Here is a 21,302-nt window from a genome sequence, read left to right on the forward strand (position 1 = left end):
GTCGCGGGCCGACGGGGACCGATAGCGTCACAGTGCGTACGCGTCACGGCGTACCGCAGCGGCCCGGCGGCCACCGGCCGCCTCCCGACGGGCCCAGCCAACCAGGGAGAGAGGTGGATCGTTGAGCCGCTCGGTTCTCGTCACCGGAGGCAACCGGGGCATCGGCCTCGCGATCGCCCGCGCCTTCGCGGAGGCAGGCGACAAGGTCGCCATCACCAGCCGTTCGGGCGACGTCCCGGCGGAGCTCGCCGCCCACGAGGTGATCGCCGTCAAGTGCGACATCACCGATGCCGCCCAGGTCGACGCGGCCTTCGCGGAGATCGAGGAGAAGCACGGCGCGGTCGAGGTGCTGGTCGCCAACGCCGGCATCACCAAGGACACGCTGCTCCTGCGGATGTCCGAGGAGGACTTCACCTCCGTCGTCGACACCAACCTCACCGGCACCTTCCGCGTGGTCAAGCGCGCGGCCGCGAAGATGCTGCGCGCCCGCAAGGGCCGCGTCGTGCTGATCTCCTCGGTGGTGGGCCTCACCGGCTCGCCCGGCCAGGCGAACTACGCGGCCTCCAAGGCCGGCCTGGTGGGCTTCGCCCGCTCGCTCTCCCGCGAGCTGGGTTCGCGCAACATCACGATCAACGTGGTCGCGCCCGGCTTCGTCGACACCGACATGACCGCGGTGCTCAGCGACGAGCGCCGCAAGGAGATCGTCGCCGGGGTGCCGCTGGGCCGCTACGCCCAGCCCGCCGAGGTGGCCTCCGCGGTCCGCTTCCTCGCCTCCGACGAGGCCGCATACATCACCGGAGCCGTCGTTCCCGTCGACGGCGGATTGGGCATGGGGCACTGACCATGAGTGGAATCCTTGAGGGCAAGCGCATCCTGATCACGGGTGTGCTGATGGAGTCGTCCATCGCGTTCCACACCGCGAAGCTGGCCCAGGAGCAGGGTGCCGAGATCATCCTCACCGCGTTCCCGCGGCCGAGCCTGACCGAGCGCATCGCGAGGAAGCTGCCGAAGCCCGTGAAGGTGCTGGAGCTGGACGTGTCCAGCGACGAGCAGCTGGCGGGCATCGCGGAGCAGGTCCGCGAGCACCTGCCGACCCTCGACGGCGTCGTCCACTCGATCGGCTTCGCGCCGCAGGACGCGCTCGGCGGCAACTTCCTGAACACCCCGTGGGAGTCGGTCGCGACCGCGATGCAGGTTTCGGCGTTCTCGCTGAAGTCGCTGACCATGGCGCTGCTGCCGCTGATGCAGGACGGCGGCTCGGTGGTCGGCCTGACCTTCGACGCGCAGTTCGCGTGGCCGAAGTACGACTGGATGGGCCCGGCGAAGGCCGCGCTGGAGGCGACCAACCGCTACCTGGCGCGTGACCTCGGGGAGCGGAACATCCGCTGCAACCTGATCTCGGCCGGCCCGATCGGGTCGATGGCCGCGAAGTCCATCCCGGGCTTCGGCGAGCTGGCCGACACCTGGAACCAGCGCTCGCCGCTGAAGTGGGACCTCAACGACCCGGAGCCGGCCGGCCGCGGCGTCGTCGCCCTGCTGTCGGACTGGTTCCCGAAGACCACCGGCGAGATCGTGCACGTCGACGGCGGCCTGCACGCCATCGGCGCCTGACGTCCGCCGCCCGCGGGGGCGGCCACGGCGGCGCGGGGAGCCCGGCTCCCCGCGCCGCCGTTCGCGTGTCCGGGGGCGGCGGGGGCGGCGGGGGCCCGGGGGAGCGGCGCGGTCAGCCGGTGGTGTCGAGGGCGCCGCAGGCACCGATGGCCCGGCCCGCCTCGGCGGAGGCGCGGACGGCGTCCCCGGCGCGGACGGCGTCGAGGATGCCGTCGTGGGGGACGTACCGCTCGGGGACCAGCTCGGGGCCGACGTCGCGCCGCAGGTGGGCGCGCATGACCTCGCCGAGGTCGGCGTAGACGGCGGCGATCACGTCGTTGTGCGCGGCGGCCACCACGGCCTGGTGGAAGGCGGCGTCGGCCTGGACGAACGCCTCGGGGTCGCCGGACCCCCAGGCCCGGTCGCGCCGGTCGAGGGCGCCGGAGAGCAGCTCCAGGTCGGCGGCGGTGCGCCGGGCGGCGGCGAGCCCGGCGGCGGACATCTCCAGGCTGGCGCGGAGTTCGGCGACCTGCTCCTGCGCGGCGTCGGCGAAGCGGCGGTGCATCACGCCGGCGAGTTCGCTGGTGGCCTGCACGTACGTGCCGGAGCCCTGCCGGATGTCGAGCAGGCCGTTGTGCGCGAGGGCGCGGACGGCCTCGCGGACGGTGTTGCGGGCGACCCCGAGCTGTTCGACCAGTTCGGCCTCGGTGGGGATGCGGGAGCCGACCGGCCACTCGCCCGAGGTGATCTGGGCGCGCAGCTGTGCGATCACCTGATCGGACAGCGGTGTGCGGCGGGTGGTCGACAGTGCCACGGGGACTCCTGATTCTGTGTCGGGGGCCTCAGACCCTAGCCGTTCCGGGCTTCGGCCGTGTTCCGCCGAACCGGGTGCACCAATTCATCCCATCATTCTATGATGGGCCCATGTCGACCGCAGCAGGGCCTGCCGCCCCCACCCGCGCCGAGGCCCCGCCGTCCGCGCCCGCCCGCCCCCGGCTCCTCGGCTGGCTCCTCGCCGCCGCCGTCGCCCTCGCCGCGGTCAACCTGCGGCCCGTGGTCACCAGCCTCGGCCCGCTCCTCGACGACGTCCGGGCCGACCTCGGCATGAGCGCGGGCGTCGCCGGCCTGCTCACCGCGGTCCCCCCGCTCTGCTTCGCCGTCTTCGGCCTCGCCGCCCCCGGCCTCGCCCGCCGGATCGGCCCGATCGCCGCGATCGCCGCCGGCACCGGGGCCGTCACCGTCGGCGTGGCCGCCCGCGCCTTCGCCGGCGGCACCGCGGCCTTCCTGCTCCTCACCGCCGTCGCCCTGGCCGGCGTCGCGCTGGCCAACGTGCTGCTCCCGGTCGTCATCAAGCGCTACTTCCCCGACCGGGTCGGCCCGATGATCGGCCTCTACTCGATGGCCCTGTCGGTCGGCACCGCCGTCGCGGCCGCCGCCACCGTGCCGCTCACCGGCGCCCTCGGCGGCAGCTGGCGGGCCGGCCTCGGCCTCTGGAGCGTGCTCGCCGCCGCGGCCCTCGTCCTCTGGCTCGCCCTCGCCCTGCGCCACCGCGAGGGCGGCGAGAGCGCCGGTCAGGCCCGGGCCCGCCGACTGCCGATCGCCCGCTCCGGCACCGCCTGGGCGCTCGCCGTCTTCCTCGGCCTCCAGTCGACCGGCGCGTACGCCACGATGGGCTGGCTCCCCAAGATCTACCAGGACGCCGGCGTCCCCGACGCGACCTCGGGCATCCTCCTCGCCCTCGTGATGGCCGTCAGCGTGCCCGCCTCCTTCGTCCTGCCCAGCCTCGCCGTCCGCCGCGGCGACCAGCGGCTGTTCGTCGTCGTGCTCGGCCTGTGCGGCATCGCCGGCTACACCGGCCTCGCCCTCGCCGCGGGCACGGCGTCCTGGCTGTGGGCCTGCCTGATCGGCCTGTCCATGTGCGCCTTCCCGCTGGCACTCACCATGATCGGCCTGCGCGCCCGCACCCCCGGCGGCGTCGCCCAGCTCTCCGCCTTCGCGCAGGGCGTCGGCTACCTCATCTCCATCCCCGGCCCGATCCTGGTCGGCGGCCTCTACCAGGCCACCGGCCGGTGGTACCTGCCCCTCGGCCTGCTCGCCCTGCTGCTGCTCCCGCAGATGCTCGTCGGCAGCCGCGCGGGCCGCGACCGCCACGTCGAGGACGAGGTGCCGGCCGCCGCCGTCCCGGCCTGAGCCCGGTCCCGGCCCGACCCCGCCCTGAGCCCGACCCCGGTTCCGGCGCGCAGCCGTCCGGATGCGACACTCGGCCCATGCCAGTGCTCGAACCGGATCCGCAGGACGGCCAGAAGAAGCTCCTCCAGCTCATGGGGGTGATCGCCGGCGTGGTCGTGCTCGTCGCCGTCGTCGCGATGGTCGCCGCCCGGATCGGCTGACCGCCGCCGGGCCCGGCGGCACACCCGCGGGTGGCGCCGACCGGGACCACGCGCCCGGCGGCGCATTTTCTGCAAAGCTCTAGGGGTATGAGCGCCGACACACCCCGAAGGATCATCGTCTTCCGTCACGCCAAGGCCGACTGGCCGAACCAGGTGCCCGACCACGACCGGCCGCTGGCCGACCGCGGCCGCCACCAGGCGCCGGAAGCGGGCCGCTGGCTCGCCGACTCCGGCATCAACCCCGACTACGTGCTCTGCTCCTCCTCGTTGCGCACCCGCGAGACCTGGAAGCTCGCCGCGCACGAACTGCCCAAGCGGGCCCGGCGCACGGTCTACGAGGACCGCGTCTACGAGGCCGCCCCCGGGGAGATCATCGCGGTGATCCAGGAGACCCCGGACGAGTTCGCCGACCTGATCCTGGTCGGCCACAACCCCGGCGTGCTCGGTCTCACCCAGGTCCTCGCCGGGGACGAGGGGGACCGCGACGCGCTCAACCGGCTGCGCCTCACCAGCTTCCCGACGTCCGCCGTGGCGGTGCTGAGCTTCGCGGGCCCGTGGAAGTCCGTCGAGCCGGGGGTCGCCAAGCTGGAGTCGTACCACACGCCGCAGGACTGACCGCGGCGGAGGCGCGGGGGGCGGCGGGAGAGCTCCGGCCCCCGCCGCCCCCGCGCCGCCGGGTGCGTCAGTCGCCGGACGGTGCGGTGCCGCCGTCCAGCTCGTCGGCGGCCTCGACCTCGTCACGGGTGATGCCCAGCAGGTAGAGCACGGTGTCGAGGAACGGCACGTTCACCGCGGTGTGCGCCGCCTCGCGGACCACGGGCTTGGCGTTGAAGGCCACGCCCAGGCCGGCCGCGTTCAGCATGTCGAGGTCGTTGGCGCCGTCGCCGATCGCGACCGTCTGCGCCAGCGGCACCCCGGCCTGCTCGGCGAACCTCGCCAGCCAGCGGGCCTTGCCCGCCCGGTCCACGATCTCCCCGGTGACGCGCCCGGTGAACTTCCCGTCCGCGACCTCCAGGGTGTTGGCCGCCGCGAAGTCCAGCCCCAGCTGCTCCACCAGGTGGTCGGTGACCTGGGTGAACCCGCCGGAGACGATCGCCACCTGGTAGCCGAGCCGCTTCAGCGTGCGGATCAGCGTGCGGGCGCCCGGGGTCAGCCGGACCTCGGAGCGGACCTTCTCCACCACGTCGGCGTCCAGCCCGGCCAGCAGCGCCACCCGGGCCCGCAGCGACTCGGCGAAGTCCAGCTCGCCGGCCATCGCCGCGGCCGTCACCTCGGCGACCTTCTGCTCGCAGCCCGCGTGCGCGGCGAAGAGCTCGATCACCTCGTCCTGGATCAGCGTCGAGTCGACGTCCATCACGACCAGGCGCTTCGCCCGGCGGTGCAGGCCCGCGCCGACCACGGCGATGTCGACGCCCAGCGCGGACGCCGCCGGGGCCAGCCCGGCCCGCAGCTGCTCGGTCGGCAGGCCGGAGACGGCCAGCTCCACCGCGGTCACCGGGTACTTCGCGAGCCGGAACACCCGGTCGATGTTGCCGCCCGCCTCACTGATGCGGCCCGCCAGCGCGGCCACCGCCTCCGCGGTCAGCGGGTGGCCGAGCACGGTCACGTGCGAGCGGCCCTCACGGCGGGGCCGGTTGTCCCCCGTGCCGGAGATGACCTCGGCCTGGAGCTTCAGCGACTCCGCCCAGCGGTGCACGGTCACCCGCAGCCCGCCCTCGGCGCCCGGCGAGTCCGGCGGCGTCACCAGGACGCACAGCGTTATCCGGCCACGGGTGACGACCTGCTCGATGTCGATCACGTCGACGCCGAACCCGGCGAGCGTCGCGAACAGGCCCGCGGTGATGCCGGGGCGGTCCTTGCCGAACACCTTGACCAGCAGGGTGCGCTCGTCGTCGGTCCGCGGCTGCGGGGCGGGGAGGGGCTCTGCGGCCGGATCAGTCACGTTCATGGTGCCTCCCACGCTACCGGGCCCGTCCCGGGCGCCACGTCCCGCGTCCGCACGGTGGGACGACGGCGCAGGTCCGCCCGGCGGCCCGGTTTCGTTGCCGGCCGGTCACAACAGGCCCGGGTGACTTTCAGGTACGGCGGCGGGGCTGGAATGATTCCCCCGTCAGATCACAGGCACGACTCCCCGGGCGGGGAGCCAATCGGGGGACCGAGAGAGCGGGGCAGCGGACAGTGCCGCAACTCGTACTGGAGCTCAACGGGCAGCAGCGCGTGCTGGATCCGGGCCGCGCGTACACCATCGGACGCGACCCGGCCTCGGACTTCCCGTTCGACGACGCGCGGGTCTCCTGGCGTCACGCCACCATCTCGTTCGACGGCACCGCGTGGCAGCTGGTCGACCACGGCTCCACCAACGGCACCTACACCGCCGGCGCCCGCACCCAGCACGTGCCGCTCGCGCCGGGCGCCGTCGTCCACCTCGGCAACGCCCAGAACGGGCCCCGGCTCGCCTTCTCGGCGCCCGTCGCGGCCCAGCCGCACGCCGCCGACCTGCACTCCGCCGCCACCAGCCGCGCCCAGCCCGGGCAGCTCGCCCAGCAGCCGTGGGCCCCGCAGGAGCCGCCGGTCCACCAGGAGTGGAACACCCCGGCCCCGCAGCCCGCCGTGCCGCAGCAGCCCTTCGCCCCGCAGCAGCCCTTCGCCCAGCAGCCGCACGTGCCGCCGCAGGCCCAGCAGCCGTCCGTGCCCGGCGGGCTCGGCAACCCCACCGTGGTGCGCAACCTCACCGCGGGCATGCGCACCATCCGCATCGGCCGCGCGCTCGACAACGACGTGGTCGTCTCCGACCTGCAGGTCTCCCGCCACCACGCCGAGCTGCGGCAGCTCGCCGACGGCCGCTGGGAGATCGTCGACCTCGGCAGCCACAACGGCATCTTCCTCAACGGCCAGCCGGTGCAGCGCCAGCTGATGGGCCCGCAGGACCGCCTGACCGTCGGCCACTCCAGCTTCGTGCTCGTCGGCGACCAGCTGCAGGAGTTCGTCGACACCGGCGAGGTCACCTTCTCCGCCCGCCACCTGACCGTCGAGGTCGACTTCAAGGGCGGCAAGAAGGTCCTGCTGAACGACGTCTCCTTCTCCGTGCCGGAGAAGTCGCTCGTCGCCGTCATCGGCCCCTCCGGCTCCGGCAAGTCGACCCTGCTGCGCGCCCTCACCGGCTACCGCCCCGCCGACCGCGGCGAGGTGCTCTACGACGGCCACAACCTCTACCAGCGGTTCGCCGAGCTCCGCTCCCGCATCGGCCTGGTGCCGCAGTCGGAGATCCTGCACAAGGAGCTCACCGTCCGCAGCGGCCTCAAGTACGCCGCCCGGCTGCGCTTCCCCGGCGACACCGAGGCCGCCGAGCGCGAGCGCCGCATCGACGAGGTGCTGTACGAGCTGCGCCTCGACAAGCGCGCCGACAACCGCATCACCGCCCTCTCCGGCGGCCAGCAGAAGCGCGTCTCCGTCGCCCTGGAACTGCTCACCAAGCCGTCGCTGATCTTCCTCGACGAGCCCACCTCCGGCCTCGACCCGGGCATGGACCGCGAGGTCATGCAGACCCTGCGCGGCCTCGCCAACGACGGCCGCACCGTGCTCGTGGTCACCCACTCGGTCGCCGAACTCGCCCTCTGCGACCGGCTGCTCGTCATGGCGCCGGGCGGCTCGGTGGCCTACTTCGGCCCGCCGTCCGAGGCCCTGCACTTCTTCGGCTACGAGACCTGGGCCGACGTCTTCCAGGCGTTCGAGAACTACCCCGACCACGACTGGGCCGGCCGCTACCGCGGCTCCGTCCACTACCGGCAGTACTCGGCCGACGTCGACGCCCCGGTGCACCACGCCACCCCGAGCGTGCCCGCTGCCCAGGTGCGCCCGCCGAAGCCGCAGAGCTGGGGCTCCCAGCTGTGGACGCTGATCCGCCGCTACCTCGCGGTGATCGCCTCCGACAAGGGCTTCATGCTGCTCTCGCTGCTGCTGCCCCTGGTGCTCGGCGGCGTCTCGGCGTTCATCCCCAGCGACTGCGGGCTCGTCGCCTGCGCCAACGGCCGCAACGACATCGCCCGCATGATCCTCCTGGTGGTGGCGTTCGGCGCCTGCCTCTCCGGCTCCGCGAACTCCGTCCGCGAACTCATCAAGGAACGCGCGATCTACGAACGGGAACGCGCCACCGGCCTCTCCCGGTCGGCGTACCTGGTCTCCAAGATCGTCGTGCTGGGCCTGGTCAGCTTCGTCCAGGGCGCCGTCATCTCCGCGATCGCCTTCAAGGTCCGCGAGCTGCCCGCCGAGGGCCTGCTGCTCACGAACTTCCCCGCGGTCGAGATGGCCATCGGCGTCATCCTGCTCAGCTTCACCTCGATGATGGTCGGCCTCACCATCTCGGCCCTGGTGAAGACCTCCGAGAAGACCATGCCGCTGCTGGTGATGTTCGCCATCGTCCAGATGGTCTTCACCGGCTCGATCTTCCAGGTCTTCGACAAGCCCGGCCTGGAGCAGTTCGCCTGGCTGATGCCCGGCCGCTGGGGCCTCGCCGCGAGCGGCAACACCCTCGACCTGGCCCACACCTCCGCGGTCAGCTACACCAACCGGGTGCCGCTGATCGACGGCCTGTGGGAGCACTCGATCGGCCACCTCTTCCTCAACTGGTTCGCCCTGATGGTCATCTCCACCGGCCTCGCCCTGCTCGTCCAGCGCCTGCTGCGCCGCCACGAGCCCGAGGTCATGCAGAAGGGCTGACCCGGCACCGCACCGCACCACCGCACCGCCACGACGGGCGGCACGACGGGCGGCACACCCCCGGCACGGGGGAGTGCCGCCCGTCGGCGTACACCCCTGGTCCTACACCCGCCGACCCATGACCCGCCCCCGCGCCCGGCGGTAGCGTGGGCACCATGCCGCCCGAGGAACCCGCCCCCGCCTGCGATCCCTGCCTCGGCGGGATCGAGGCCATCAGCACCGCCGTGCTCGCCATGAGCGGCCACCTGGAGGTCCGCGAGGTCCTGCGGCGCATCACCGCCTCCGCCCGCTCGCTGCTCGGCGCCGAGTACGCGGCCCTCGGCGTGCCCGACGACCACGGCGGCTTCGCCCAGTTCGTCGTCGACGGCGTCACCGACGAGCAGTGGCGCGCGATCGGCCCGCTGCCCCGCCAGCACGGCGTGCTCGCCACCATGCTCCACGAGACCACCCCCACCCGGCTCGCCGACGTCCGGCAGGCCCCCGCCTTCGAGGGCTGGCCCGCCGCCCACCCCGACATGACCGACTTCCTCGGCATGCCCATCGTCGACGGCGGCGAGGTCCTCGGCGCCGTCTTCCTCGCCAACAAGGCCGGCGGCTTCACCGCCCACGACGAGGAACTGCTGCGCATCCTCGCCGCGCACGCCGCCCTCGCCCTCGCCAACGCCCGCCTGTACGAGCGCAGCCGCGAACTCACCCTCGCCGGCGAACGCGCCAGGATCGCCCACGACCTGCACGACGCCGTCTCGCAGAAGCTCTTCTCGCTGCGCCTCACCGCCAAGGCCGCCGCCACCCTCGTCGACCGCGACCCCGCCCGGGCCCGCGCCGAACTCGCCGAGGTCGCCCGGCTCGCCGCCGAGGCCGCCGACGAACTGCGCGCCGTCGTCGTGGAGCTGCGCCCCGCAGCCCTGGAGGAGGACGGCCTCACCGCCACCCTCGCCTCCCAGGTGCAGGTGCTCGACCGGGCGCACACCGCCGCCGTCACGTTCGGCGCGCAGCACGTCCGGGCGCTGCCCGCCGCCCAGGAGGCGGCGGTGCTGAGGGTCGCCCAGGAGGCGCTGCACAACGCGCTGCGGCACTCCGGCGCGCAGCGCGTCGAGGTGTCGCTCACCGGCACCCCCGCCCGCGGCGCGGTGCTGCGGGTCGCCGACGACGGGCACGGCTTCGACCCGGACACCGTCCGGCGGGCCGGCCGCCACCTGGGCCTGGTCTCGATGCGCGACCGCGCGGCGTCCGTCGGCGGCACCCTCACACTGGAGTCGGCCCCCGGCAGCGGGACGGTCGTGGAGATGGAGGTTCCCGGTGCCTGACGGCTCCGCACCGATCCGGGTGCTGCTCGTCGACGACCACCAGGTGGTGCGGCGCGGACTGCGCACCTTCCTGGAGGTGCAGGACGACATCGAGGTGGTCGGCGAGGCCGCCGACGGCGCCGACGGCGTCGCCCGCGCCCAGGAGCTCGCCCCGGACGTCGTGCTGATGGACCTCAAGATGCCCGGCGTCGACGGCATCGAGGCCCTGCGGATGCTGCGCGACCAGGGCTCCCGCGCCCGCGTGCTGATCGTCACCAGCTTCACCGAGCACCGCACCGTCGTGCCCGCCCTGCGCGCGGGCGCCGCCGGCTACGTCTACAAGGACGTCGACCCGGAGGCGCTGGCGGGGGCGATCCGCTCAGTCCACGCCGGGCACGTGCTGCTCCAGCCCGAGCTCGCCGAAGCCCTGCTCTCCGACGACGGCCCGCGGCCCGCCCAGGGCCGCGGCGGCACCCTCACCGAGCGCGAGCGCGAGGTGCTCGGCCACATCGCCGACGGCCGCTCCAACCGGGAGATCGCCCGCAGCCTGCACCTGTCGGAGAAGACGGTGAAGACGCACGTCTCGAACATCCTCATGAAACTCGACCTGGCGGACCGCACCCAGGCCGCCCTGTGGGCGGTCCGCAACGGCGAGGCCTGAGCCCCGCCGCGCTCAGCGCCGCTCCTCGTCGACCAGCGCGTTGTACGCCGCCGTCTGGGCCCGGCGCGCGGTCCGCTCCAGCGGCGCCAGCACCTCCCGGCGGGCCGCCATCTCGGACGCCGACACGGCGGCGCCGTGCCCGCCCGCGGCGATCGACAGCAGCGCCCCGACCTGCCGCGCCGACTGCAGCACCCGCACCGCCCGCGGCGGGTAGCCGGGTGCCAGCAGTTCGTCGTGACCCCGCCGCCGGTACGCCTCCAGCGCCCGCAGCGCCTCCGGTCCGGCGCCCGCCACGTCCAGCCGGGCGAGCAGCACGGTGGCCTGCCGCAGCCCCTCCGCGAGTTCCCGCTCGGCCTCGTCCAGCGACGGCACGTCGGCGGGCGGACCGTCACCGACCGCCGAGCAGCGCCACAGCACCGTCGCCGAGCGGTCCCCGGCCGGGCCGAACTCCGTGACCTCGGGCACGAACCCGATCGGCGCCCCCACCGCGAGCACCGCCTCCCCGGCCACCAGCGCCGCCGCGTTGAAGGCCGCCGGGCCGGTGAGTCCCAGCGGGTGCCCCGCGGCCGGCAGGGCCAGCCGCAGGCCCTTCACGCCCATCACCCGGAGCCGGCCCATGGCCCAGGTCAGCGCGTGGAGCTCGCCGTCGGCGTCGCCGGGCAGCCCGGTGACACGGTGCGAGTCGTCGTGGCCGAGCACGGCCGTCGCGGCGTCGTCCGGTGACGCGGCACCGGCGAGGAGGGCGTTGCCCCAGGCGGTGAGCCGGGCCGAGCGCGGCTCCTGGAAGGGATCGGCGGCAGGTGTGGCGAGCATCCCGCCAGCCTACGGACAACTCCTCCATCCGCGTGGCGTAGGTTTGCCCTGTGCTGCGTGCCGCGCACCCCGTCCCGCCCCGCCGGACCGGTGGGAGTACGCTGCCCGCTCGCACCGACCGAGACACGAATGGACCGCACCCAGAGGCCGATGCCGCCGGCCCCCGGACGGCCGACATCTGCAGTAGGGGAAGGCGTAGGCATGAGTGACGTGCTGGAGCTGGTGGACGTATCCGTGGTCCGGGAGGGGCGCGCGCTGGTCGACCAGGTCTCCTGGTCGGTCGCCGAGGGCGAGCGCTGGGTGATCCTCGGCCCGAACGGAGCCGGCAAGACCACCCTGCTGCAGATCGCCTCCACGTACCTCTACCCGACCACCGGCACCACCGCCGTCCTCGGCGAGAAGCTCGGCTCCGTGGACGTCTTCGAGCTGCGCGCCCGGATCGGTCTCGCCAGCGCCGCCATGTTCGACAAGCTCCCCGGCGAGCAGACCGTCCTGCAGACGGTGCTCACCGCCGCCTGGGGCATGACCGCCACCTGGCACGAGCAGTACGAGACCAGCGACGAGGTCCGCGCGCTCGCCCTGCTCGACCGCCTGGGCATGTCCGGCTTCACCACCCGCCGCTTCGGCACCCTCTCCGAGGGCGAGCGCAAGCGCACCCTCATCGCCCGCGCCCTGATGACCGACCCCGAGCTGCTCCTGCTCGACGAGCCGGCCGCCGGCCTCGACCTCGGCGGCCGCGAGGACCTGGTGCGCCGCCTCGGCGCGCTGGCCCAGGACGCGTACGCGCCGTCGATGGTGATGGTCACCCACCACGTCGAGGAGATCGCGCCGGGCTTCACCCACGTGCTGATGATCCGCCAGGGCAAGGTGCTGGTCGCCGGGCCGATCGAGACCGAGCTGACCGCCCGCAACCTCTCGCTCTGCTTCGGCCTGCCCCTGACCGTGGAGCGCCACGGCGACCGCTGGTCCGCGCAGGGCCTGCCGCTCGGCTGAGCCCCCACCCGGCCCGCCGGTCCAGGGGGCCGGACGGGCCGGGCGCCACGGCGGCCTGAACCACTGAACTCCGCTGAACCACGGGGCATCCGCACGTACGACCGGTTTCCGCCCCTCCACCTGCGGGAAGCTACGCGTCGTAAGCACTCCCCTCCCTAGGATGGCCCTGTGGACAGCTGGATCTGGTGGCTCCTGGCCGCCGTCGGCCTCGGCATACCGCTGGTGCTCACCGCGATGCCGGAGTTCGCCATGTTCGCGATCGGTGCCGGTGCCGCCGCCCTGACCGCGGCGATCGGCGGCGGGGTGGTGCCGCAGTTCCTCGTGTTCGTCGCGGTGTCGGTCGCCCTGCTGGTGTTCGTCCGCCCGATCGCGTACCGCCAGCTGCAGAAGGGCCCGACGGTCAGGACGGGCATCGAGGCGCTCACCGGCGCCACCGCAGTCGTACAGGAGAAGGTCGACGGGGAGGGCGGCCGGATCAAGCTCAACGGCGAGATCTGGTCGGCCCGTGCGCTCAACCCCGGCAGTGTCTACGAGCCGGGGCAGCAGGTCGACGTCGTCGAAATCCAGGGCGCGACCGCCCTGGTCGTCTAGGGGAGAAACGTGGAACCCGTCCTCATCGTGCTGGTCGTCCTGGTCGTGGTGGCCTTCATCGCGCTGATCAAGACGATCCAGGTGATCCCGCAGGCCAGCGCGGCGATCGTCGAGCGCTTCGGCCGATACACCCGCACGCTGAGCGCGGGCCTCAACATCGTGGTGCCGTTCATCGACACCATCCGCAACCGCATCGACCTCCGCGAGCAGGTCGTGCCCTTCCCGCCGCAGCCGGTCATCACCTCCGACAACCTCGTCGTCAACATCGACACCGTCATCTACTACCAGGTGACCGACCCGCGGGCCGCCACGTACGAGGTCGCCAGCTACATCCAGGCCATCGAGCAGCTCACCGTCACCACGCTCCGCAACATCATCGGCTCGATGGACCTCGAATCGACGCTCACCTCCCGCGAGGTCATCAACGCCGGCCTGCGCGGCGTCCTCGACGAGGCCACCGGCCGCTGGGGCATCCGCGTCAACCGCGTCGAGCTCAAGGCGATCGAGCCGCCGACCTCCATCCAGGACTCGATGGAGAAGCAGATGCGCGCCGACCGCGACAAGCGCGCCGCGATCCTCACCGCCGAGGGCGCCCGGCAGGCCCAGATCCTGCGCGCCGAGGGCGAGAAGCAGGCCGCCGTCCTCCAGGCCGAGGGCGAGGCGCAGGCCGCCGTGCTCCGCGCCGACGGTGAGGCCGCCGCCATCCGTACGGTCTTCGAGGCCATCCACGAGGGCGACGCCGACCAGAAGCTCCTCGCCTACCAGTACCTGCAGACCCTGCCCGAGCTCGCCAAGGGCGACTCCAACAAGCTGTGGATCATCCCCAGCGAGATCGGCGACGCCCTCAAGGGCATCGGCGGCGCCTTCAACGGCATCGCCGGCGGCAACGGCACCCCGCCGGCCTCCGGACCCCGCCCGGTCGACACCGAGAGCAAGGGCGCCGCCCGCCCCCGCGTCGAGACCCGCGAGTACCCGAAGATCGACCCCGAGTGACCCGGCGCCGACCCGGCGCCGACCCGGCGCCGACCTGACCTGACCGGCTCCGGCCCGTGACCCTCCCGCCGCGGAGGGACACGGGCCGGAGCCGTGTCACATCCGGGCGGGCTGCGTCGTCCCCCTCACATGAGAATCGCCATTGTCGGAGGAACGGGCACGCTCGGACGACGCGTCGCCGAAGAACTGCGCACCCGCGGCCACGAGGTCCGCATCCTCAGCCGCCACGCGCCGGACCACCCGGTCGACCTCACCACCGGAGCCGGCCTCGACACCGCCCTCGCCGGCTGCGACACCGTGGTCGACGCCAGCAACAGCCGCGGCTCCGCCAGGGCCGCCGAACGCACCCTCGTCGCCGGCACCCGCAACCTGCTCGCCGCCGAGCAGCGCGCCGCCGTCGGCCACCACGTCTGCGTCTCCGTCGTCGGCTGCGACCGGGTGCCCGTCGGCTACTACCGGGTCAAGACCGCCCAGGAACGCACCGTGACCGAAGGACCGACCCCGTGGACGGTCGTCCGCGCCGCGCAGTTCCACGAACTGCTCGGCGAGGTCTTCACCCTCCTCGGCCGCCTGCGGGTGCTGCCCGTGCCGCGCGTCCGGCTGCAGAGCATCGCCTGCGCGGAGGCCGCCCGGGCCGTCGCCGACGCCGCCGAGCGCCCGCCGCGCCTCGGCCGGATCGAGGTCGTCGGCCCCGAGCCCGCCGACGCCCGCGAACTCGCCCGCACCTGGCGGGCCGTCACCGGACGCCGCGCACTCCAGCTGCCGGTGCCGCTGCCGGGCGGCGTCGGACGGGCCCTGCGCGCGGGAGCACTCACCACCGACCGGCCCGACGTCCGCGGCACCGTCCCGTTCGCCGTCTGGCTGACGGGGGAGACCGCCGGCCGCTGACACCCCCGCCCCCGGACACCCCCGCCCCCGGACACCCCGCCCCCGGACGCCCCGCCCCCGTTCCGCCCGGGGAACGGCCGCACCGGGGGAACGGCCGCGCCCGGAGCGGCTGTGTCCGGTATCACGGAACGGACCGGTCCGCACACACCCGGCCTCCGGCATGATCCTTGCTGACGCACGAAGGAGGACGGGACGGATGACGCTCTGGGAGGGCCTCGCGGTGCTGCTCGCCGGCATCGGCGCGGGCACCATCAACACCATCGTGGGCTCCGGCACGCTCATCACCTTCCCCGTGCTGCTCGCGATCGGACTTCCCCCCGTCACCGCCAACGTCTCCAACACCCTCGGCCTCGTCCCCGGCTCCGTCAGCGGCGTCATCGGCTACCGCCGCGAACTCGCCGGCCAGCGGACCCGCCTCCTGCGCCTCGGCGCCGCCTCCCTCGTCGGCGGCCTCACCGGCGCCTGGCTGCTCGTGCAGCTCCCCAGCTCGGCGTTCGACGCGATCGTCCCCGCCCTCATCCTGATCGCCCTCGTGCTCGTCGTCATCCAGCCGCGGGTCGCCCGCGCGATGGCCGCCCGCCGCGCCGCGGACGCCGGCCCGCCCCCCGAGGCCGGGCCGCTGCTCCTCACCGGCGTCCTGCTGTCGGGCGTCTACGGCGGCTACTTCGGCGCCGCCCAGGGCGTCCTGCTGCTCGCCCTGATGGGCATGCTGCTCCAGGACGACATGCAGCGGATCAACGCCACCAAGAACGTCCTCGCCCTGATCGTCAACGGCGTCGCCGCGGTGTTCTTCCTCTTCGTGGCGGAGATCGACTGGACGGTCGTCCTGCTGATCGCCGCCGGCTCGGCCGCCGGCGGCCAGATCGGCGCCCGCGTCGGACGCCGCCTGCCGCCACCGGTGCTGCGCGCCGTCATCGTGGTCGTCGGCCTGGTGGCCGTCACCCGCCTCCTGCTCACCTGACCCGCCGCCGGCCCGACCCGGAAGGAACCCCCGTGGCCCTGGAGATGCGCCCGATCTGCGAACGCTGCGCAGTGTCGCTCCGCCCGGACGCCGCCGCCTTCCTATGCTCCTACGAGTGCACGTTCTGCCCGGACTGCACCGGGGCCATGGCCGCCACCTGCCCCAACTGCGGCGGCGAACTGGTCCGCCGGCCGCGCCGGGCCACCGCAGACCGCCCCGACGGGAGCTGACCGATGAGCCGAAACCGGCTGACCGAGGACGAGATCAACGCCGCCCTCGCCGACCTGCCCGACTGGCACCGGGAGGGCGGCGCGATCGTCCGCACCGCCGAGACCGCCGGCTTCACGACCGCGATCCGGGTCGTCGACACCGTCGCCGTCGCGGCCGAGGAGCTCGACCACCACCCCGACATCGACATCCGCTGGCGCACCCTGCGCTTCGCCCTCTCCACCCACAGCGCGGGCGGCCTGACGGGCCTCGACACCACCCTCGCCGCCCGCATCGACGAGATCCTCCGCAGCACGGCCTGACGGCCGCTCAGGCGGGCCCGGCCGACGCTCCGGCCGGGCGCCGTCCGGGCCGTGAGATGCTGGCCGCTGGCAGCAGCAGTCGGGACGGACGGATTTCATGGCTCAGGACCCTCCCCGGACCTACGACCAGGGGTACCCCCACGACGGTGCCGGGCAGCAGCCCGACGGCGGCTACGACCCTCAGCAGCAGTGGTACCAGCCGCAGCCGGACGTGCCCGCGGACCCGTGGGCCACCACCGGCGGGCAGCAGCCGTACGCGGCCGCCGGCGACCAGCAGGCGTGGCAGCAGTACCAGCCGACCGCGTCCTGGGACGCCCCGCAGACCGCCGCCCCCGCCGGCACCGACGCGTACTACCCCCAGCAGGGGTACTACGCCACCGGCTACGAGCAGCAGCCCGCGGCCGACCCGTACGCGCCGGCCTACACCGACCCGTACGCTGCCTACACCCCGTACGCGGCGGACCCCGGGACGGCCGCCGCCGACACGGCGCAGCAGGTCCCCGAGCCGCCGCTGCACGCACCGGCCGGCACCGGCCAGGGGTACGGCGGCCAGCAGGCGTACCAGCCCTACGAGGCGTACGAGCCCTACGAGGCGTACACCGAGCCGGCGCAGGGCCCCGACGCCCAGGGCCCCGGCGATCCGCAGGGCCACCCGCCCTTCCCGCCGGCCGCACCGCAGTACGCCGCGTCGGACCAGGACACCCCGGACCCGGCGGAGAGCGCGCCGCCCGCGCGGCCCTCGCTCGCCGAGCGCGCCCGGTCGGCCGCGTCCGCGGTGGTCTCGGCGGACCACGGCCCCGGCCGCCGCACCCTGATGATCCGGGCGGGCGCCGGCGTGGCCGCGCTCGCCGTCCTCGTCACCGCGGGCATCCTGGCGACCGGCGACGACGACCCCGACCGCGGCGGCGCGGGCACCGGCACCGCGTCCGGGCCGTCCGTCACGGTCGCCCACGCCAAGGCCTGGACCGCCAAGCCGACCGAGGCGTCCGCAGGCGCCGACGACACCCTGGTCGGCAGCTGGATCACCGCCGACGCGGCCGTCCGCGCGGACGGCACCGGCGTGCACGCCTACGCGCTCGCCGACGGCACCCCCGCCTGGTCCGTCACCGCCCCGACCGCCGGCGCCGCACCCTGCGGGCTCTCCGCGACGGTCGGCAGCACCGGCCTCGGCGGCGTGCTCTTCCGCAGCGGCACCGACGCCAAGAGCCCCTGCACCGCACTCGCGGTGGTCGACACGAAGACCGGGAAGACCGCCTGGACGAAGACCCTGTCCGACACCGAGAACGGCTACGACGCCAAGGTGTCCGTCCTCGGCGACACGGTGGTCGCGGTCGGCGAGGACAAGGTCTACGCCTGGGCCGCCGCCGACGGCAAGGACCTCTGGCAGTACACCGGGCAGGGCAAGTTCTGCAGCCTCTCCGGCGGCGGCTCCGGGGCCACGGTCGTCCTGCACAGCAGCTGCGCAGACAGCACCCCGGTCGACCAGGCGGTCGCGCTGAACGCCGCCGACGGCAAGGTCACCTGGTGGCGCGGGCTCAACAACAAGCCCAAGACCGTGACGGTGCTGTCCGCGGAGCCCGCCGTGGTCGCCACCAGCGGCGAGACCCCGGCCGACGACCGGATCTTCGCCTGGAGCGCCACCGGCGACCCGGCCGCCGAGATCCCGGTGACCGGCACCGCCGGACGCCTGGACACCGCCCGCGGCTCCTTCGACGTCGCACCGACGGTCTACTTCCACGAGCACACCATGGTCACCACCGTCGGGCCGGCCGGGGGCGGCGTCGCCACCGCGGTCACCGCCTACGACCTCACCACCGGCAAGACCGTGTGGACGACCGCCGTCGCGGAGAAGCGCACGTCACGCGCGGTCGGCGTGGAGAACGGCACCGGCCTGCTGCTCGCCGTCGACGCGCGGCTCGACCAGCCCGCGCACATCAGCCGGTTCGCACTCGCCGGGGGCCAGGAGACGCAGGGCGGGGCGTTCCCGCAGGACACCGGCTCGCTGCTGACCTCGGGACGGGTGCTCAGCGGCGGCGGCAAGGTCGTCGTGCTCCCCGAGCACTCGGCGAACTTCGGCACCGCCACGGGATTCCAGGCCAAGGGCTGATCCGGCGGCACGTCCACGGCCGGCCCGTCCCCCGATCGGGCCGGCCGTGGACGTCCCCGCCCGTCCGCCGGGCGTCAGGCGGTGGCGGGCAGCCAGGCGGCGAGTTCGCGCATCTCGGTGTCGCGCAGGCCGAGGGCGAGCATCAGCGTCGCCTCCGGGGTCGGCTCGAACGGGCGCCGCAGCAGTTTCATCCCGGCCTGCTCGGGTGTCCGGTCGGCCTTCCGCTGGTTGTCCTCGGAGCAGGCCGCCACGGTGTTGAGCCAGCTGTCGGCACCGCCGCGCGAGCGGGGCACGAGGTGGTCGACGGTGGTCGCCCGTCGCCCGCAGTAGGCGCACAGGTGCTGGTCGCGGACGAGCACACCGCGCCGTGACCACGGAGCGCGTTGTCGGAACGGCACGCGGACGTACCGGTTCAGCCTGATCACCCGGGGCACGGGTACGGCGACCCCGGTACCGCGGACCATCCGGAGCGGATGCGCGTGCTCCACGACCGCCTTGTCCTGCAGGACCAGCACGACGGCGCGCTTCAGGGACACCGTCGTCAGCGGTTCGTAGCTCGCGTTGAGCACCAGCGTGTTGCGCATCGTTCCGGCCACCTCCCTGCGCGGCCGCGCCCCGTGGGCACGGCCGGACCCGTCACTGCCGCCCCGCGGCGGTGGGTCCACTGTGAACGTCCGGGGCCGGTGCAACAACGGAATTTCCGTCCGCGCCGTGGCCGCCCGGAAACTCGCTGGCCCGATGCGCGTACTCTCTAGAACGCTGGAGCCGTCCAGGCTCGGGCCCACATGCCGGGCCCGCACCGACGCCGGGACGCGACCGAAGGAGAAGCGTGACCGTGACGGACATCGTCGACGAGCTGCGGTGGCGTGGGCTGATCGCCCTGTCCACCGACGAGGACGCACTGCGCAAGGCGTTCGCGGACGGCCCGGTCACGTTCTATTGCGGCTTCGACCCGACGGCGCCCAGCCTCCACCTCGGCAACCTGGTGCAGATCCTCACCATGCGCCGGATCCAGCAGGCCGGAAACCTGCCGCTCGGCCTCGTCGGCGGCGCCACCGGGCTGATCGGCGACCCGAAGCCCAATGCCGAGCGCGTGCTCAACGACCCCGAGACGGTCGCCGGCTGGGTCGATCGCCTGCACGGCCAGATCTCGAAGTTCCTCGACTTCGAGGGCGAGTACGCGGCCCGCATGGTCAACAACCTGGACTGGACGTCCGGCATGTCGGCCATCACGCTGCTGCGCGACGTCGGCAAGTACTTCCGCGTGAACAACATGATCGCGAAGGAGGCCGTCGCCCGGCGGCTCAACTCCGACGCCGGCATCAGCTACACCGAGTTCAGCTACCAGATCCTCCAGGGCATGGACTTCCTGGAGCTGAACCGCCGCTACGGCTGCACCCTGCAGACCGGCGGCAGCGACCAGTGGGGCAACCTCACCGCCGGCACCGACCTCATCCGCAAGGCCGAGGGCAACTCGGTGCACGCCGTCGCGACCCCCCTGATCGTCAAGGCGGACGGCACCAAGTTCGGCAAGACCGAGTCCGGCACCGTCTGGCTCGATCCGGAGCTGACCACGCCGTACGCCTTCTACCAGTTCTGGCTGAACGCGGACGACCGGGACGTCCCGACCTTCCTGCGCATCTTCTCCTTCCGCTCGCGGGAGGAGATCGAGGAGCTGGAGCGCGAGACCGCCGAGCGCCCCGCGGCCCGGCTCGCCCAGCGGGCGCTGGCGGAGGAGCTCACCACGCTGGTGCACGGGGCGGAGCAGTACGAGCGCGCCGTCGCCGCGTCGAAGGCGCTGTTCGGCCAGGGCGACCTCGCCGACCTGGAGCCGGCCACGCTGGCGGCCGCCCTCGCCGAGGTGCCCAGGGCCGAGGTCGCCGAGCTGCTGCCGATCGTCGACCTCCTCGTCGAGACCGGCCTGGCGCCGAGCCGGTCCGGGGCCCGCCGCACCATCAAGGAGGGCGGGGCCTACCTCAACAACGCCAAGGTCGCCGACGAGGAGGCCTCGCCGGCCGCGTCGGACCTGCTGCACGGCCGCTGGCTCGTCCTGCGTCGCGGCAAGCGCAACCTCGCCGCCGTCGAGGTCCGGCCCAGCTGACGTCAGTCGGCCGAAAATGCGCGGTGGTTGAGCAGCCACGACACCCCACAGGGGCCGGATCCAGCCAGATCCGGCCCCGCGTGTTTGACGCTCGTCATCCGGTGCCCTAACGTTGGACGAGTCGCCGAAACCGGTCGTGACCGGGTGGCGGACCCCCAAACTCTGATGAGCGACCTGTCGCGCACCTATTCGAGAAATCGACCAGGAAATGCGGACCGAATAACTCTGCTAGAGTCGGGGAGTGCCGAAAGGCAAGAGCAAATCCGATGAAAGAGTCTCCGGTAAACGGAGCGGAAAGCATCTGATAAGCTCGGAACACGAAAGAGCGAAACACCCGGAGGGTCCGCTGGAAGGCGGTCCGAAGGAAGTGTCCGTTCCTTGAGAACTCAACAGCGTGCCAAAAGTCAACGCCAGATATGTTGACATCCCCGGCCTCGGACTTGTTCCGGGGTTGGAGATTCCTTTTGTAGTACAAAAAACACAGCGAGGACGCAGTGCGCGGGACTTCCTATTCCGGGGGTTGCCGTGCCGCTCTGCGCGGGTGTGAACCCGATTACGGGTCATCATTCACGGAGAGTTTGATCCTGGCTCAGGACGAACGCTGGCGGCGTGCTTAACACATGCAAGTCGAACGGTGAAGCCCTTCGGGGTGGATCAGTGGCGAACGGGTGAGTAACACGTG

At 73.4% G+C, this 21,302-nt stretch carries 21 protein-coding genes and 1 rRNA gene; 18 read left to right on the forward strand and 4 right to left on the reverse strand.

Annotated elements, in window-relative coordinates:
* The first annotated feature begins 121 nt into the window (after positions 1-121).
* Positions 122-841, forward strand: a complete 720-nt coding sequence (gene fabG, locus SNE206_RS17915) for a 3-oxoacyl-[acyl-carrier-protein] reductase (protein ID WP_405011061.1) — start codon at positions 122-124, stop codon at positions 839-841.
* 2 nt (positions 842-843) lie between these two features.
* On the forward strand, positions 844-1,611 hold the full coding sequence (gene fabI, locus SNE206_RS17920) for an enoyl-ACP reductase FabI (protein WP_407914383.1): 768 nt from the start codon (positions 844-846) through the stop codon (positions 1,609-1,611).
* Between the two features lie 112 nt (positions 1,612-1,723).
* Here fabI and SNE206_RS17925 read toward each other — a convergent pair whose 3' ends face one another.
* Positions 1,724-2,404, reverse strand: a complete 681-nt coding sequence (locus SNE206_RS17925) for a FadR/GntR family transcriptional regulator (protein ID WP_407914384.1) — start codon at positions 2,402-2,404, stop codon at positions 1,724-1,726.
* A gap of 110 nt (positions 2,405-2,514) precedes the next feature.
* Between SNE206_RS17925 and SNE206_RS17930 the strand changes: the two genes are divergently transcribed.
* The 3 genes from SNE206_RS17930 (at position 2,515) to SNE206_RS17940 (ending at position 4,595) form a co-directional block, all read left to right on the forward strand.
* Positions 2,515-3,780 carry an MFS transporter gene (locus SNE206_RS17930; RefSeq protein WP_407914385.1) on the forward strand — a complete coding sequence of 422 codons (1,266 nt, stop codon included), beginning with the start codon at positions 2,515-2,517 and terminating at the stop codon, positions 3,778-3,780.
* Positions 3,781-3,857: 77 nt separating this feature from the next.
* Positions 3,858-3,980, forward strand: coding sequence for an SGM_5486 family transporter-associated protein (locus SNE206_RS17935; RefSeq protein WP_407914386.1), 123 nt, complete (start codon positions 3,858-3,860; stop codon positions 3,978-3,980).
* A gap of 87 nt (positions 3,981-4,067) precedes the next feature.
* Positions 4,068-4,595, forward strand: a complete 528-nt coding sequence (locus tag SNE206_RS17940; RefSeq protein WP_407914387.1) for a SixA phosphatase family protein — start codon at positions 4,068-4,070, stop codon at positions 4,593-4,595.
* A 67-nt stretch (positions 4,596-4,662) separates the two neighbouring features.
* Here the strand turns inward: SNE206_RS17940 and serB are convergent, their stop codons facing one another.
* Entirely contained in the window at positions 4,663-5,928 is a 1,266-nt protein-coding gene (gene serB, locus SNE206_RS17945) for a phosphoserine phosphatase SerB (RefSeq protein WP_407914388.1), read from the reverse strand.
* Between the two features lie 230 nt (positions 5,929-6,158).
* Between serB and SNE206_RS17950 the strand changes: the two genes are divergently transcribed.
* The 3 genes from SNE206_RS17950 (at position 6,159) to SNE206_RS17960 (ending at position 10,643) form a co-directional block, all read left to right on the forward strand.
* Positions 6,159-8,696: an FHA domain-containing protein gene (locus SNE206_RS17950; protein WP_407914389.1), complete on the forward strand. Its 2,538-nt coding sequence runs from the start codon at positions 6,159-6,161 to the stop codon at positions 8,694-8,696.
* A gap of 155 nt (positions 8,697-8,851) precedes the next feature.
* Positions 8,852-10,003 carry a GAF domain-containing sensor histidine kinase gene (locus SNE206_RS17955; RefSeq protein WP_407914390.1) on the forward strand — a complete coding sequence of 384 codons (1,152 nt, stop codon included), beginning with the start codon at positions 8,852-8,854 and terminating at the stop codon, positions 10,001-10,003.
* Positions 9,996-10,643, forward strand: a complete 648-nt coding sequence (locus SNE206_RS17960; RefSeq protein ID WP_407914391.1) for a response regulator — start codon at positions 9,996-9,998, stop codon at positions 10,641-10,643. Before SNE206_RS17955 ends, SNE206_RS17960 begins: the two co-directional genes overlap by 8 nt.
* Before the next feature lie 12 nt (positions 10,644-10,655).
* Here the strand turns inward: SNE206_RS17960 and SNE206_RS17965 are convergent, their stop codons facing one another.
* Entirely contained in the window at positions 10,656-11,456 is an 801-nt protein-coding gene (locus tag SNE206_RS17965; RefSeq protein ID WP_407914392.1) for a hypothetical protein, read from the reverse strand.
* A gap of 201 nt (positions 11,457-11,657) precedes the next feature.
* On the opposite strand from SNE206_RS17965, the gene SNE206_RS17970 reads away from it, so the two are divergent.
* The 8 genes from SNE206_RS17970 to SNE206_RS18005 all read left to right on the forward strand — a co-directional run bounded on the left by SNE206_RS17970 (position 11,658) and on the right by SNE206_RS18005 (position 18,519).
* Positions 11,658-12,449: an ABC transporter ATP-binding protein gene (locus SNE206_RS17970; protein WP_407914393.1), complete on the forward strand. Its 792-nt coding sequence runs from the start codon at positions 11,658-11,660 to the stop codon at positions 12,447-12,449.
* Positions 12,450-12,629: 180 nt separating this feature from the next.
* Positions 12,630-13,040, forward strand: coding sequence for an NfeD family protein (locus SNE206_RS17975; RefSeq protein ID WP_407914408.1), 411 nt, complete (start codon positions 12,630-12,632; stop codon positions 13,038-13,040).
* Positions 13,041-13,049: 9 nt separating this feature from the next.
* Positions 13,050-14,033 (forward strand): SPFH domain-containing protein, encoded by a 984-nt coding sequence (locus SNE206_RS17980; protein WP_407914394.1) that lies wholly within the window; start codon positions 13,050-13,052, stop codon positions 14,031-14,033.
* A gap of 129 nt (positions 14,034-14,162) precedes the next feature.
* Positions 14,163-14,921: an SDR family oxidoreductase gene (locus SNE206_RS17985; RefSeq protein WP_407914395.1), complete on the forward strand. Its 759-nt coding sequence runs from the start codon at positions 14,163-14,165 to the stop codon at positions 14,919-14,921.
* 196 nt (positions 14,922-15,117) lie between these two features.
* Positions 15,118-15,882: a sulfite exporter TauE/SafE family protein gene (locus SNE206_RS17990; protein WP_407914396.1), complete on the forward strand. Its 765-nt coding sequence runs from the start codon at positions 15,118-15,120 to the stop codon at positions 15,880-15,882.
* A gap of 44 nt (positions 15,883-15,926) precedes the next feature.
* Complete coding sequence (locus tag SNE206_RS17995) at positions 15,927-16,112, forward strand: DUF1272 domain-containing protein (RefSeq protein ID WP_407914409.1); 186 nt, start codon at positions 15,927-15,929, stop codon at positions 16,110-16,112.
* Between the two features lie 3 nt (positions 16,113-16,115).
* Complete coding sequence (locus SNE206_RS18000) at positions 16,116-16,412, forward strand: 4a-hydroxytetrahydrobiopterin dehydratase (protein ID WP_407914397.1); 297 nt, start codon at positions 16,116-16,118, stop codon at positions 16,410-16,412.
* 97 nt (positions 16,413-16,509) lie between these two features.
* Complete coding sequence (locus SNE206_RS18005; protein WP_407914398.1) at positions 16,510-18,519, forward strand: PQQ-binding-like beta-propeller repeat protein; 2,010 nt, start codon at positions 16,510-16,512, stop codon at positions 18,517-18,519.
* A gap of 74 nt (positions 18,520-18,593) precedes the next feature.
* Here SNE206_RS18005 and SNE206_RS18010 read toward each other — a convergent pair whose 3' ends face one another.
* Positions 18,594-19,103 (reverse strand): HNH endonuclease, encoded by a 510-nt coding sequence (locus SNE206_RS18010; protein WP_407914399.1) that lies wholly within the window; start codon positions 19,101-19,103, stop codon positions 18,594-18,596.
* A 251-nt stretch (positions 19,104-19,354) separates the two neighbouring features.
* Here SNE206_RS18010 and tyrS point away from each other — a divergent pair, with 251 nt between their 5' ends.
* Together tyrS and SNE206_RS18020 are read left to right on the forward strand one after the other, a co-directional pair.
* Positions 19,355-20,620 carry a tyrosine--tRNA ligase gene (gene tyrS, locus SNE206_RS18015; RefSeq protein WP_407914410.1) on the forward strand — a complete coding sequence of 422 codons (1,266 nt, stop codon included), beginning with the start codon at positions 19,355-19,357 and terminating at the stop codon, positions 20,618-20,620.
* Positions 20,621-21,186: 566 nt separating this feature from the next.
* Positions 21,187-21,302, forward strand: a 16S ribosomal RNA gene (locus SNE206_RS18020); the annotation flags it as partial.

It is taken from the genome of Kitasatospora sp. NE20-6 (assembly GCF_045862635.1).